The organism is Legionella worsleiensis (assembly GCF_001467535.1).
Classification (GTDB): domain Bacteria; phylum Pseudomonadota; class Gammaproteobacteria; order Legionellales; family Legionellaceae; genus Legionella; species Legionella worsleiensis.
The window spans coordinates 13,002-27,392 of sequence record NZ_LNZC01000011.1 but is presented as its reverse complement, the minus strand read 5'-3'; the positions used below and the strand labels follow the sequence as shown (position 1 = coordinate 27,392).

Here is a 14,391-nt window from a genome sequence, read left to right as displayed (position 1 = left end):
TATCATAATGGAATCCTTGTAAAGTGGACAGCATGACGGTGAACGAACAATAACAAGAAGAACTAAACTCAATACCCCAGATTTAAAGAGTTATAAAACGAAAAATCCCTTATCCTCGCTGTGCGAGAGTAAGGGATAAAATGCGGAGTTACAATTCGTTGCTTATTGATTAATAAGAGACTATGCGGTAAACGGGTCACGTAAAATAATAGTTGAATCTCTTTCAGGCCCTGTAGATAACATATGAATAGGAATACCTAAAAGTTCTTCTATACGTTTTAAATAAGCAATAGCATTTGCAGGAAGCTCACTCATCACAGTCACATCAGCTGTTGATTCAGTCCATCCAGGCATTTCCTCATAAACCGGAATTAATCCCTCAAAGTCATCAGCCGCTTGTGGTGGACGGGATAATAAGTTACCGCTGGCGTCTTTATAATTGACCGCAATACGCAGCACATCCAGACCGTCAAGTACGTCCAGTTTCGTGATACAAAGGCCAGTTATACTGTTCAATTCTATGGAGCGTCTCAGTAATACAGCATCAAACCATCCACATCGTCTTGGTCGTCCGGTTACTGCACCAAACTCCTGACCACGCTCAGCTATTCGCTTTCCTACCTCATCAACCAATTCTGTAGGAAAAGGTCCTCCGCCCACACGTGTAGTGTATGCTTTGGTAATACCCAGCACGTAATCGAGGTATCTGGGACCAAATCCCGCACCGTTGATAACCGAGCCAACGCAGGTATTCGAAGAGGTAACAAAAGGATAGGTTCCATGATCAATATCAAGATAAACGCCCTGAGCACCCTCGAATAAAATGTTATCCCCATGCTCACGGTGTTCATGCAATCGAGCCGACACATCACAGACCATAGAGCGTAATTCCTCAGCCCAGAGCAGTGCTTCATCGAGCATAGGCTGTAATTCCACAGCGGGTTGCTTGTAGTATTGTGTCAAAACAAAATTATGATAATCCAACAGACTGGATAATTTTTGGGTTAATCGCTCTGGATGAAATAAATCACTTACTTTGATGGCGCGCCGTGCAATTTTGTCCTCATAAGCAGGGCCTATACCACGGCCTGTTGTTCCTATGGCAGCATTCCCCATGTGTAATTCACGGGCTTTATCCAAAGCAACATGACAGGGAAGAATCAATGGACAAGCCAAGCTGATGCGTAATCGCTCTCTGACATTAATGCCTTTTTGTTCCAATTCATTAATCTCAGTGAGCAAAGCTTGTGGAGAAAGCACGACTCCATTGGCGATATAACAGGTTACGTGCGGCCTGAGCATACCTGATGGAATCAAACGAAGTACCGTTTTCACTCCATTAATTTTTAATGTATGCCCAGCATTATGCCCGCCTTGATAACGAACAACCACTTGCGCATCCTGAGTCAATAAATCGACAATTTTACCCTTGCCTTCATCGCCCCACTGTGTACCTAAAACAACAACATTCTTACCCATGATCTACTCTTAAGTCTGCGAAAGCTGATTTATCTTGAACCCGATTTCAGCAAAATCGGACATTATAATTAATTTTTAGCAACTACACCATCATTTTTTGGCATTGCGTGCTTAAAGTAATCAAAAAATGAACTGCTTTGATCCAAAACCAGTATATCTTTTTTCGTGTTAAAACTGCCCTCATAAGCGGCTAAGCTACGATATAAAGCAAAAAAGTCCTTGTTTTGACTGTATGCCTTGGCGTAAATAGCTGCTGCTTCGGCTTGACCAATTGCTCTGGCTTGTTGGGCATTACTTCTTGATTTCGCAAGCAAGACCATAACATTGGCATCAGCCTTTGCCTGAATTTCCTCCGCAGCGGCCTGGCCATCAGCTCGGTGTCTGTTTGCTATTTTCTGCATGTCGGCTCGCATGCGCTGATAAATCGCATTGCTGGTATTGGCTGGTAATTCTATACCCTTAATACGAACATCAATAACATTGATACCTAACTCACTCGCTTGCTTTTCAGCAGCCTTGCGCAGGAGCTCCATCACGTCTTCACGTCCGCCTGAAACGGCATCTGAAATAGTTCTTTTACCAAATTGAGCCCGGAGTAACGTATTTAATTGCTGCTCTAATAATGTTTCAGCTTTAAACTGATTCCCTCCGGTTGACTTGAAATATTGTGCTAAATCGGCGATTTGCCATTTAACATAATAATCAACCATGACGTCTTTTTTCTCTTTGGTTACAATTCGAGTTGATTTAATATCCATGGTCTGGATACGGGTATCAAAAATCCGAACATTTTCGATAAAAGGCGTTTTAAAGTGAAGCCCTGGCTGCAGAACTTTGACTTTATCGGTCTGCGAATCCTCAACCAACCGTCCCAAACGCAGGATGATACCCTGTTGACCTTGAGTCACGGTAAACACACTCGTTAACAGTAAAACTAAAACTAAGAAGAACAAAATACCCAAAGTTGTTTTAGCAGCATTCATAATTAATCCCTCCCTTGACTGTAAGTAGGTCTGGTGAGATCACGTCCAGCAAGAATTAAACTATCCCCATCATTACCATTATCAGCAGAATTCGCTTTAGTGTTCATCGCATTCGATTGTGTTTCAGTGGATGAACTCATGATTTTATCCAAGGGTAAATAGAGCAAATTACCTGATTTACTGTCAACAATGATTTTGGTGCTCTTGCTTAAGACTTTTTGCATGGTTTCAAGATACATCCGTTCTGACATTACCTTAGGAGCCAAGACATATTGAGGAAGTAAGGCTAAAAACTCGGCCACTTCACCCTGAGCACGCAAAACGACCTGTTTGGAGTACGCTTGTGCTTCTTGTTCTATACGGCTTGCATTACCCTCAGCAATTGGAATAACTTTTGCCGCATAGGCATAAGCTTGCTCTTTAAAGCGTTTTTCATCTTCCTGAGCTTTAATTGCGTCATCAAAAGCATCCTGAACACTTTCTGGCGCACGAGCCGGCTGAGGTGATACGTTCACAATAGAAATACCCGGTTTATAAATGTCCAGAGTTTTGACCAGGGTATCCTGGACACTATTTCCCCAGATTTCCCTACCTTCGGTAATAATCTGATCCAAGGTAGTAGTACCGACTACTTGTCTTAAAGCGCTGGATGTCGCTTGTTGCAAACTCTCTTCGGGATTGGCAACATTGAACAAGTACTGCTGCAAATCACTGATACGATATTGAACAGCCAAAGAGACTGCGACCAGGTTTTCATCTCGGGTTAACATTTGAGCAGAATAGGAATAATCCATGACTCTATCAACGTTCATCACCACTTTGGAAGAAATAATTCTTGGAATCCAGTGAGGACCAGGACCAACAGTCTCTACATATTTGCCAAACCGTAAGATAACGGCCTGCTCAGCAGGATCAACGATAAATATTCCCGCAAGAACCCAAAGAATAAAAGCAACAAGAGCAACTATGGTTGCAATTAAACCACCACCAGACCCACCTGATGCGGGATTGTCTGATTGGCTATTACCCCCAAAAAAGGTTCTCTTTAATTTTTCATGGATACGCTTTAAAGCCTCATCAAGATCAGGCGGCTGATTTTTACCCTTCCATGGATCCTTGCCTTTTTCCGGCTCATTCCATCCCATGTACTACTCCTAGCATGTTTAAATTAAGCTAGAATTCTATGGGGTATATGAAGTTTAAGCAAGTAGATACTGTTTCAAGACTTAATTTTTAGATCCAGTGTCTCATCCTGTTATGTTGAAGACAACGCATCAAAAGATTAGTCAGCAGGACCAAACTATAAGTTTGCTTCGAGCGCATTACCTATTAGGTCAGACACATAAGGTTTTGTAAACATTTCCTTGTAAATAATTCCCGTTCTACTCTTAGGATAAGTTGTTGCATAACGTTCGACAGTACCCCAATCACTATCTCCTTTGGCTATTTTCCATCGCATGGTACTCCAACAATTTGGCAGCAATTGATTATCATAAGCGTGTTGATATCGTCTTACGAATTCAGCATAGAGCTTTACCGAATCCTGCTCGGAGGGCAATTGCTGATTTATCGCAATGTGAAGCGGCTCATGAGTTCCCTGGTTAACAAGGGTATTGCTGTATTTTCTGATGACCAGGTCTTCAACCAGAAACGCTGCGGAACAAGGGCTGCCGAACAGATGTCGAAGAGCATTTCCCCAGGAATGATCTGCATAAACGATACAATGGAGGGCGCTTTCAGAAAGGTGACATCGTTTTACAAAAGGGTCTACAAGGTCTGGTTTATCCTCCAGATAACAGTGAACAGCCTTTAACAAATCAACACGATGGGTACGCAATAAAGCCCGCATAACCTCATTACGAGGCGGTTCGGCGCCATGGCATAATAAAATCGCTACGCCACGAATCGCTTCAACTCGAGTCTTATTGTTGGCAATATGCAGACATAATTCTTCAATTGCGGTATGTCCTGTTTTTTTGTCTTCAAAATAATGATTATTTTCTGCATTCAGATTAAGGTCGTCTACCGAAAACTCCATAAGCACCTCTAGTGCATTCATTTTGAGCAAACGTGCGGCAAGTAAAACAGGAGTATCTTTCATGATACCAATAGGATTTGCAAGGTTCGCTCCCTCATGAGCCAGTAGTCGAATACCATCGACATAATCAAGAACAACGGCTTGATGAAGAGGTTGAAAAGCAGCATTCCCCTTAGACTTGTTGGTGATTGTATGAATATTGGGATTTCTCGCCAAAATGGAGATCAGTAATTCCGTATTTTTTGAATCAATAGCCAATGAAAGCAAGGTTCGACCTTCATTATCCCGCTTATTCACATCAAAGATATATGCTTTTGACTGCGAGGCGAGCTCTTTAATTTGTTCTCGCCAGACCGAAAGAGCATTAATAATGTTTACAGAACTGCATTCAGACAAGGGACGGTTTGTATTATCGATGCACAAAAGATGCAGTGCTAACTGAATTTTTCCTGCTGCAATAGCTTGATGAAGAGGTTCACCAATATTGACATTTTCGGATAAATCTAAAATCACATCAATTTTATCCGTCAGATGTGTTGCTGAATCCTGACCTTCCTGATGCTGAGCAATTAAATAATTGAAAACAGTCATTTGCGAACCGTCAGGTAACCAAAAAAGACGATCCAGATAGTCCTTTTCTTTGCTCAGCTTCTTTTTAATGTAGTCATGGAATTCATCGCATTGCAAGGCAACTACTGCGTTCATTTCATCTATAAAATCCATAAGAGGCATCTCTCTGTCTATTGCTTTTTGATCGTTATGCAGCAAAAAGTTACCGTATTTAGTGGGTGATTGATAACCTTAAAAAAAACAGGCATCTGCATCTGTCCAACAGTTATTTAAGCACACTAAAAAATCAACCCGTTTTAATTTTGTCTACTACATCCTGGTTCAAATGTTCTGCAATTAATGCCATCAATTTGACCGCATTATCATAATCTCTTTTATCAAAAACGCCGGCATGCTGATGGGCATAACGAACAGGAATTCCTATATTTACAACCGGAACTCCGTTACCCGCTGTCTGTATTTTTGCCCCATCTTCACCATATCCTGGCTCTACCTCGAGCTGTAATGGAATATTGTTGACTTTAGCTAGCTCAATAACCCATTCGAGTAATTCCTGATTGGGTATCATCGAGTGATCGTATACAAAGACACTTGGGCCCTTACCTAAAAAGATGCGGTTTTTACGCTCAGCCATCAGGGCAGGATAATCATCAGCAATACCCACTTCAATATTAATTGCCACATCGGGATGTGTTGCCTGATAAACCGTACTGGCTCCACGAAGCCCAATTTCTTCCTGCACAGTTGCGGCAACGTACAGGCGGTTAGGTTGTTGTTTTTGTTTTAATGATTCAAGAGTATCGCTGATAGACGCAAGGCCAATACGATCATCAAGCGCTTTAGCCAAAAATCGGTTAGGGCTTAGCTGACTAAACTCGCTGACCGGCGTCACTTCAAGCCCTGGACGCATTCCAAATTCATTTTGCGCCTGTTCGCAACTCTCCGCACCTATATCCAGAAATAAAAAATTCATATCAGGCGAGCCGAGCAGTTTCTTGTCACCCAAAAGATGGGGTGAATCCATGCCTGAGTAGGCCAATACAGCGCCTTTCGCTGTAGTAACAGTCCAGCGTTGGGCGTAAATAACCGCATTGGCAATTCCGCCTAAAGGAACAACCTTTAAAAATCCCTCTGGAGTGATGGATTCCACCATAAAACCGGTTTCATCCATATGCGCCATAAACAACAGTTTTGGCCCTTTCTGATTGTTTTTATGCCCAATCAGGTTACCCATACCGTCTACCTTTAAATCTGTCAGTAAGGGTTGCCAAGTCTTTTCTATGGCCTGTCGTATCGGTTTTTCAAAACCTGAAGCACCAGCCATTTCGGTGAGATGCGCCAATAATGGCATTTCAGAAGCAGCATGAGCCGCACATGATATGAGGAAACTACTAATTAAAACTGTTTTCCTTAACATAGAACATCCTTATTTTTTATGAAAAATTAAATCCCATACTCCATGTCCCAAACGCTCGCCTCGGAGTTCAAATTTCGTCAGTGGTCTGGACTCAGGCTTTGGCGAGTATCCCCCATTTGCGTGCTGGTTAACCAGTGTGGGTTCTCCATTCAGGACTTCCAACATGTGTGTTGCATACTCCATCCAGTCTGTAGCACAGTGAATGAATCCGCCCTTTTTAATTTTTTTTGTCAACAATTGGATAAATTCCGGTTGAATCAGGCGGCGTTTATGGTGACGTTTTTTATGCCAGGGGTCTGGAAAAAAAATCTGTACCCCTGCCAGAGATTCATCACTCAACTTAGTTTGAAACACTTCCACCGCATCATGAGCCATAATTCTCACGTTAGTCAGTTGATGATCGTGCAAATCGGCAACCAAACTACCAACACCGGCTTTATGAACTTCTATTCCCAGATAATTGGTTTGAGGATTATTTTTTGCCATAGTCAGCAATGAAGTACCCATTCCAAAACCAATTTCAACGACTGTTTCTGCCGTTCTGTTAAATTCTTTGGATAAATCCAAGGGTTGATTGTTCATGGGAATTTCGTACTCTGCAAGCCATAAATCCAGACCTTGCTGCTGACGATTACTAACCCGCCCTGCCCTGAGAACATAACTTTTAATCTTGCGATGCATTTTAAAAACAACTCAATTCGAAAAGGAAGAATTATACTGGTTTTGTTTAAAACTTCTACCACACTTCCTCATCCTGCTTTTTTTTGCTAAATTGACTAAAGCGCCATGACTCACTTAACCGTGGTGCTATAGGCTAATCTCTTCTTTTAATTATAAAAAGTGTTTTTTTTAAGAATGATATTAGCATGACTTATTGCCAAAAGAGCGTATTAAATTAGCGTGGTGAAGTAAAAATTATTGCAATATTGGAGTTTTTTTGTTATAAAACCGCTCTTGTATTTCACATCCGGCTATTTTGTTTAAAGAAAGCCCCGAATTTTACAAAGACGATTACAATATAGAACCTATTTGGAGTAACAGAATGTCTAGAGTATGTCAGGTAACTGGCAAGCGACCAATGACTGGTAACAAAGTGTCGCACGCTAACAATAAAACTAAAAGACGCTTTCTGCCTAACATTCAGAACCACAAGTTCTGGGTTGAAGAAGAAAATCGATTTGTCTCATTAAAACTGAGTACTAAAGGTATGCGTATTATTGACAAATTAGGTATTAAAGCGGTTCTGGATCAAATCAGAGCTAAAGGCGAGAAAGTATAATTCAAGGGGATAAGCCATGGCAGCTGTTACTGTTAAAGTCAAAATGGAATCCACAGCAGGAACTGGATACTATAAAACCACAACTAAAAACCCACGTAACCATCCTGAAAAGATGGAGCTGATGATGTACGATCCTAAAGTACGCAAGCACGTGCTGTTTAAAGAGAAAAAAGTTAAATAATTACCTTTGCCCCATTATTTGGGGCATATGCTCCTCATCAATAATCAACAAAAAAGTGAAAGTCACTATCACCAGTTTAACCCCTTCATTATGTTAGTAAAATCGCATAGTCAAAATGTGATCTATTTAAATTAAGCCTGTTAGGTACTGGATTATCCCTGTGAATCGTTTAAACTGATAAATAATAGCAGTGAAAACAAAGAGGATTTGCATGAAACAGTCATTGCAACTTACTATAGGGCAACATCTCACGTTAACACCCCAGCTACAACAAGCAATCAGATTGTTACAATTATCCACAATAGATTTACAACAAGAAATTCAACTTGTTGTCGAATCAAACCCTATGCTGGAAGCAACGCCCGTTGAAGACAAAGAAGAACCAACTCAAAATGGAGCAGAACGCCAAAATAATGATGAACCAACTGATTTTCAATGGTCTCAACTCTACAATAATGCTAATAAACGCACCAATTTTGATGATAACGATTACAACTTTGACAACTTACACTGCACTACGACTAATTTGCAAGACCATTTGCGCTGGCAACTTGATCTATCTCCCATGAGCGACATAGACAGAGTTATAGCAACAACTATTATTGATGCGATTAACGAAGATGGATTTCTAACTATATCCATTGAGGAGCTTTATGCCAGCTTGAATAGTGAAGATTTTCCTCTTGATCTTGATGAAATTGAAGCCGTGAGACACCGGGTTCAATTATTTGATCCTGTTGGTTGTGCTTCAACCAATTTATCTGAAACACTCTTGGTGCAACTGGAGCAACTGCCATTAGATACAGACTATTTAACCGTGGCAAAAAAAATTATTTTGGAAGACATTGATTTGCTTGGGCAGCACAATTACCGACAGTTGATGAAAAAACATCAAATCAATGAGAAAATAATAGATGAGATTTTACAAATTATTCAACGGCTAAATCCCAAGCCAGGCAATTTAATCCATCAGGACATCACCGAATACATCATCCCGGACTTAATTGTAAAAAAAATCAACAATGAGTGGCAGGTAGCCCTGAATCATACCGTTTTACCGCATCTGAGTATCAACAACCAGTATGCCTCATTAATTCAGCGAGCAGACAACAGTACAGACAACCAATATTTAAAAAATAATTTACAAGAAGCCCGCTGGTTCTTAAAAAGCATTCAAAGTCGTCAAGAGACATTGCTCAAAGTAGCCACCTGTATCGTAGAATACCAAAAAGGATTTCTTGAACTTGGCGATGAAGCCATGAAACCATTGATATTAAATGATGTGGCGTCCGCTCTTGATATGCACGAATCAACTGTATCGAGGGTAACTACGCAAAAATTTATGCATACCCCCCGTGGCGTATTTGAACTAAAATATTTTTTTTCCAGTCACGTGAATACGGATGCTGGAGGAGAGTGTTCATCTACAGCAATACGCGCCATCATAAAAAAATTAATTTCAGCTGAGAATAGGAAAAAACCTCTAAGTGATAGTAAAATCGCTGAATTAATAGCGGATCAAGGCATTCAGGTTGCCCGAAGAACAGTTGCAAAATACAGGGAAGCCATGGGAATAGCCCCATCTAATGAACGAAAAGTAATTCGTAGTTAATTAATTATTCAACTGAAGGAGAGCCTTATGCAAATCAACATCACTGGACATCGATTGGATGTTACTCCTGCACTCAGAGCGTTTACGGAAGAAAAATTCGCACGACTTGAGCGTCATTTTGAACACATTACGTCAATCAGCGTGGTGTTTGACATAGAAGAGGAACTTAGAAAAATTGCTAAAGCAACTATTTTAGTCACCAAAGGTGAAGTACATGCCAGTTCAGAGTCTGAGGATATGTATGCGGCTATTGACTTACTCGTTGATAAGTTAAACAGGCAGCTGGTAAAACACAAAGAAAAAATACTGGGCTTAAGAGATCATCGAGAATAAACTGCACATTATACCGCCCACATCATCGTCATTCATTGTGACGATGATGCCCATAAAGTATGAATACCTCCTCTCAAAACAGAATTTTCTATCGATTTTCTGCTTTGGTGCTTACAAAGCTGTTAAAGAGAACCGTGCCCCCTCAGGTACTTAATCCTTCGCATCAAAAGACGTTCTCAGGATGCCATTCCCTGGGAGTTACAAAAAATCCGTCAAAAACGACAAAATAATGATTTTGTCCTTATTTCAGCACGTCTCATCTATACCTGATGGCTAACTCGTGGTACATTGTATGCGCTATGATTAAGACTAAAATAACCATAATTAACAAACTGGGTTTACACGCCAGAGCTTCAGCGAAATTTGTCTCAACTGCGGCACGATTTCAAAGCCATATCGATGTAACCAAGGATTCGCAAACCGTTAATGGAAAAAGCATTATGGGTGTTATGATGCTTGCCGCCAACAAAGGCAGCGAGTTAACGCTGGAAATTGATGGCCCCGATGAATTGGCGATGAATGAGGCGTTGGTTCAACTCATTAATAATTATTTTGGTGAAGGCGAATAACTGGTCTAAAAAAGACCAGTTATTTACTTGCATCACGTCTTTGCTTTCTCATTTTCTGCACGCAGATTAAAGTCATTACAGGGCCAGACAAACCATAAATACTAAATCCGCAGAATAAAACAATAGACGGATTTAAAGCGATTGCAACAAATAATATGATAAGCAGCAAAACATACAAGAAAGGAACTTTACCCTTAAAATCCACCTCTTTAAAACTGTAATAACGCAAGTTGCTCACCATGAGTACTGATGCGGATACAGCAAAAACTGCAGTTAAAACAGATACAAATAAATTCTGCCATTCATTTTGAAAACAAATCCAGGCAAACGAAGCCATAACCGCAGCCGCAGGAGGACAGGGAAGCCCTTGAAAATAGCGCTTGTCAGCAGTTTCCAGCTGGGTATTAAAGCGTGCCAGACGCAGTGCAACGGCAGCGGTGTAAACAAACGCAACAAGCCACCCAAACTTGCCGAGTTGGCTTAAGGTGAGATTATAAAGCAACAAGGAAGGTGCCACACCAAAAGTAACCATATCCGATAAACTGTCGTATTGCGCCCCAAATTCAGTCTGCGTATTTGTTAAGCGGGCGATACGGCCATCCAGCCCATCAGCGATCATACCAATAAACATCGCAACAACTGCTGCTTCATACTGTCCCTTCATTGAGGAGACCAGAGAATAAAATGCTGCAAATAAACTGGCGGTAGTTAATATATTTGGCAACAAATAAATCCCAGAATGACTTTCTTTTTTCATTCGCAATCAAACCTCATTAATATCAAAATCATGGACATGCTATCATAAAAGGGACAAAAACTACTATTGAAAAGCATTTTTAAACCCCTAATCAAAATAAAATTCACCAAAATTGATAAATATCCACCCGCCAGCAGCGTGATGATGTTATACTTATCATACTGTATTTATTATGCATAGATTTATGACCGATAGAAAGAAAAAGACTATTGTTATAGAAGGAGTAACCTCTCAGGGTAAGACATTTCGTCCCAGTGACTGGGCTGAACGCATGAGCGGCACCCTGGCGAGCTTTAAAAACAGTCGCATTCATTATTCCCCACTCCTGCAACCTAGCGTGAACAGTGAGGGGTATCATTGCGTTCTGCTCGACCCCAAGTTAAAAGAATCAAGCCCTCAGGTATATCAATCCATTATGGATTTTGCCAGAGCAAACAATCTGAAAATCTGTGGCGAAGAAGAGTAACAAGACCTGCTAACCTTTTTTGATAAGGCTTTAATAACCCTGGCTGGATTTAACAGCTAAAGTCCAGCTTACAAATTTTCCTAAAAGATCATTAACTGCGGCAATAGTGTTATCAAAATTGATTGCAAAAATCCCTGCAATAATAAAAACCAGGCCCTTGGGACCATGCTGCGTTCCCGGCTCACTGGCATGAGCGACCAAAACACATCCCCTGACAAACCATATTACACCAGCAGTGCGGATAATTATCCCTATGGAATTATAAATATTGGGAGTGGGAGGTGGGCTATAAGTCAGGATGTTGCCTACGCCAAAAGCAGTATTGGCCATGGCTTGAATCACCGAGGGTATATAAATCAATGCCGCACCAAAGACCAGATACATCAAGGGGGTATACATTTTTTCCTGTGATGAAGACTGGGCTCGATGATCACCGATTTTTTTAAATTTCCCAATAGCTTTCATGACAAACAAAATACCTAACAAATAAGCTGCACCGGTGATCAAGCGCTGCACCGGATAAAGGGATTGGCTAAAATTGCCTAATATGGTAATCAAATCTATGGTCGTCATATATTAATTATATGTGCTTAACTCTTGCAATGCATAATTTTTCCCCTATATTAACCACTTTATCCTAAAAGTTGATGCACGTCATGCAAGTAAATACATTTCCTATTACCCTCGAGGAATCATCTATGATTTCTCCCAAGGTGAAACATTTTATTTTTAAATGCAATCTCACTCCGCCTTTTGCTTACTTACCAGGTCAATTTATTACAATTCATTTTGATCATGACGGTAAAAGTTTAAAGCGCAGCTACAGTATTGCGAATGCTCCCGGGCAGGATAATCGTATCGAATTCGCTGCAGGCTATTTTGAGGGTGGGCCAGGGACAGAGTTATTATTTAATTTAAAGCAAGGTGATACAATTAATATCAACGGCCCTTTTGGGCGATTAGTCTTGAAAGATGAGATTCCAGGCCGCTACATTTTGGTTGCAACCAGCACTGGCACCACCCCCTACAGAGCCATGTTAACCGAATTAAGCAAGCGTTTAGTACAAAATCCTGAACTACAGGTCGTCATTCTGCAAGGCGTACAACGCCGGGAAGAAATTCTTTATGCTGATGAATTTCGCCATTTTGCAAACACTCATCCTCAGGTCACGTTCAGACCTTATCTCAGCCGTACCGAGCATCATGATTTGCAAGAAAATGAGTTTAAAGGGTATGTACAGCATGCCTTTCCTGAACTTAATTTAAATCCAGCGCATGATGTTGTTTATTTATGTGGAAATCCAGGTATGATCGACGACGCTTTTGATTATTTAAAAGACCATGGTTTTGCAATGCAGCAGATTATCCGTGAAAAATACATCTCACGTTAACAGGCCAGGCAAACCGAATTAAATATCGGGGGGTTTATTTGCCAAACCATTACACCTTTTTTTATTTTATGATTGAAGAACAACAAGAGCATCGTTATTCTACTGCGGCATTGTTTTAATTCACCACAATTAAAGGATGCGTATTGGATCTGGAAAGGTAACACCCCGTTATTTTATCTGTTTTGCTTAAGGCTTAATACCGTTGCCATTCAGATGAAAGGGCAACATTCCGACATTTAGGAGAAAAAACACATGATGAATTACGAAGAACTATCAAATACCATGGAGCAAATGCTACACGATGGCAAAGGGATATTAGCCGCTGATGAAAGCAATAGCACCATAGGAAAGCGGTTTGCGTCTATCAATACCGAAAATACAGAACAAAATCGCAGAGATTATCGCTTATTACTTGCCACAACTCCTGATTTAGAGCAATACATCAATGGCGTCATTCTGTTTGAAGAAACCTTTTATCAAAAAGACGATAATGGGACTCCTATAGCAACGTTATTTGCTCAAAAAGGAATTATTCCTGGTATTAAAGTGGACAAAGGTCTTGTAGATTTACCGCATACAGAACATGAGAAAGTCACGCAAGGTCTTGATGGTTTAACTGAACGATTAATCGAATTCAAAGCCTTAGGTGCCCGATTTGCCAAATGGCGTAATGTGTACAGTATTTCCGAATGCACTCCCAGCCTGACCGCCATAAAATCTGGCGCTGAAAATCTGGCTCGTTATGCTGCAGCCTGCCAATCCGTGGGAATCGTTCCTATAGTCGAGCCGGAAGTATTAATGGATGGCAATCACAGCATTGAGCAATGTGCCGAGGTATGCGAGATGGTGTTACATGAAGTATTTCATGCGCTGTTCATTCATCAGGTTGAATTAGAACACATCATTTTAAAACCCAGTATGGTTACATGCGGCAAAGAGGTGAAACCGTTCAGTGAGCCTGATGAAGTTGCTGATTTTACCATTAACGTCTTTCGCAATAATGTTCCGGCATCAGTGCCAACCATCAACTTCCTATCCGGTGGGCAAACACCACAGCAAGCTACAGCCAACTTAAATGCCATGAACATCATTGGCTACCAACCTTGGCTATTAAGCTTCTCTTTTGGTCGAGCATTACAGGAAGATTGCTTAAAAGCTTGGGCAGGTAAAAAAGAAAACTGCACCGCAGCTCAGGACGCTTTACTTAAAAGAGCACGCTTAAACAGCATGGCTTGTCTTGGTGAATACCAAAGCGATATGGAATAAAATCAGTTCGGCTACTATTCAATGCAGGCAAGAGACCTTATCTTGCCTGT

Annotated in this window: 16 protein-coding genes; 8 read left to right on the top strand and 8 right to left on the bottom strand. The window is 40.8% G+C overall.

The features are described from left to right. Positions 1–180: 180 nt before the first annotated feature. The 6 genes from Lwor_RS05395 to trmB all read right to left on the bottom strand — a co-directional run bounded on the left by Lwor_RS05395 (position 181) and on the right by trmB (position 7,168). On the bottom strand, positions 181–1,479 hold the full coding sequence (locus Lwor_RS05395) for an adenylosuccinate synthase (RefSeq protein WP_058492883.1): 1,299 nt from the start codon (positions 1,477–1,479) through the stop codon (positions 181–183). A 68-nt stretch (positions 1,480–1,547) separates the two neighbouring features. Continuing rightward, positions 1,548–2,462: a protease modulator HflC gene (gene hflC, locus Lwor_RS05390; RefSeq protein WP_058492882.1), complete on the bottom strand. Its 915-nt coding sequence runs from the start codon at positions 2,460–2,462 to the stop codon at positions 1,548–1,550. 2 nt (positions 2,463–2,464) lie between these two features. Then, on the bottom strand, positions 2,465–3,607 hold the full coding sequence (gene hflK, locus Lwor_RS05385) for an FtsH protease activity modulator HflK (RefSeq protein WP_058492881.1): 1,143 nt from the start codon (positions 3,605–3,607) through the stop codon (positions 2,465–2,467). Between the two features lie 155 nt (positions 3,608–3,762). Continuing rightward, entirely contained in the window at positions 3,763–5,268 is a 1,506-nt protein-coding gene (ankC, locus tag Lwor_RS05380) for a Dot/Icm T4SS effector AnkC/LegA12 (protein WP_147279852.1), read from the bottom strand. A gap of 88 nt (positions 5,269–5,356) precedes the next feature. Then, positions 5,357–6,487, bottom strand: coding sequence for a M42 family metallopeptidase (locus tag Lwor_RS05375; RefSeq protein WP_058492880.1), 1,131 nt, complete (start codon positions 6,485–6,487; stop codon positions 5,357–5,359). Between the two features lie 9 nt (positions 6,488–6,496). After that, positions 6,497–7,168 (bottom strand): tRNA (guanosine(46)-N7)-methyltransferase TrmB, encoded by a 672-nt coding sequence (trmB, locus tag Lwor_RS05370; protein WP_058492879.1) that lies wholly within the window; start codon positions 7,166–7,168, stop codon positions 6,497–6,499. Between the two features lie 361 nt (positions 7,169–7,529). Here trmB and rpmB point away from each other — a divergent pair, with 361 nt between their 5' ends. The 5 genes from rpmB to Lwor_RS05345 all read left to right on the top strand — a co-directional run bounded on the left by rpmB (position 7,530) and on the right by Lwor_RS05345 (position 10,461). Continuing rightward, positions 7,530–7,766, top strand: coding sequence for a 50S ribosomal protein L28 (gene rpmB, locus Lwor_RS05365; protein WP_028383682.1), 237 nt, complete (start codon positions 7,530–7,532; stop codon positions 7,764–7,766). A gap of 16 nt (positions 7,767–7,782) precedes the next feature. Beyond that, on the top strand, positions 7,783–7,947 hold the full coding sequence (rpmG, locus tag Lwor_RS05360) for a 50S ribosomal protein L33 (RefSeq protein WP_006872450.1): 165 nt from the start codon (positions 7,783–7,785) through the stop codon (positions 7,945–7,947). Positions 7,948–8,158: 211 nt separating this feature from the next. Continuing rightward, positions 8,159–9,559, top strand: coding sequence for an RNA polymerase factor sigma-54 (locus Lwor_RS05355; protein WP_058492878.1), 1,401 nt, complete (start codon positions 8,159–8,161; stop codon positions 9,557–9,559). A 27-nt stretch (positions 9,560–9,586) separates the two neighbouring features. Beyond that, on the top strand, positions 9,587–9,892 hold the full coding sequence (gene hpf, locus Lwor_RS05350; protein WP_058492877.1) for a ribosome hibernation-promoting factor, HPF/YfiA family: 306 nt from the start codon (positions 9,587–9,589) through the stop codon (positions 9,890–9,892). 299 nt (positions 9,893–10,191) lie between these two features. Further along, a complete protein-coding gene (locus tag Lwor_RS05345) occupies positions 10,192–10,461 on the top strand; it encodes an HPr family phosphocarrier protein (RefSeq protein ID WP_058492876.1) in 270 nt (89 codons plus the stop codon). Positions 10,462–10,480: 19 nt separating this feature from the next. Here the strand turns inward: Lwor_RS05345 and pssA are convergent, their stop codons facing one another. After that, entirely contained in the window at positions 10,481–11,218 is a 738-nt protein-coding gene (gene pssA, locus Lwor_RS05340) for a CDP-diacylglycerol--serine O-phosphatidyltransferase (RefSeq protein ID WP_058492875.1), read from the bottom strand. Between the two features lie 172 nt (positions 11,219–11,390). Here pssA and Lwor_RS05335 point away from each other — a divergent pair, with 172 nt between their 5' ends. Continuing rightward, positions 11,391–11,684, top strand: a complete 294-nt coding sequence (locus tag Lwor_RS05335; protein ID WP_115090948.1) for a DUF3579 domain-containing protein — start codon at positions 11,391–11,393, stop codon at positions 11,682–11,684. Between the two features lie 30 nt (positions 11,685–11,714). Here the strand turns inward: Lwor_RS05335 and Lwor_RS05330 are convergent, their stop codons facing one another. After that, a complete protein-coding gene (locus tag Lwor_RS05330; protein ID WP_058492873.1) occupies positions 11,715–12,257 on the bottom strand; it encodes a hypothetical protein in 543 nt (180 codons plus the stop codon). A gap of 83 nt (positions 12,258–12,340) precedes the next feature. On the opposite strand from Lwor_RS05330, the gene Lwor_RS05325 reads away from it, so the two are divergent. Then, complete coding sequence (locus tag Lwor_RS05325) at positions 12,341–13,075, top strand: ferredoxin--NADP reductase (RefSeq protein WP_058492872.1); 735 nt, start codon at positions 12,341–12,343, stop codon at positions 13,073–13,075. Positions 13,076–13,330: 255 nt separating this feature from the next. After that, positions 13,331–14,341, top strand: coding sequence for a class I fructose-bisphosphate aldolase (locus tag Lwor_RS05320; protein WP_058492959.1), 1,011 nt, complete (start codon positions 13,331–13,333; stop codon positions 14,339–14,341). Positions 14,342–14,391 lie beyond the last annotated feature (50 nt).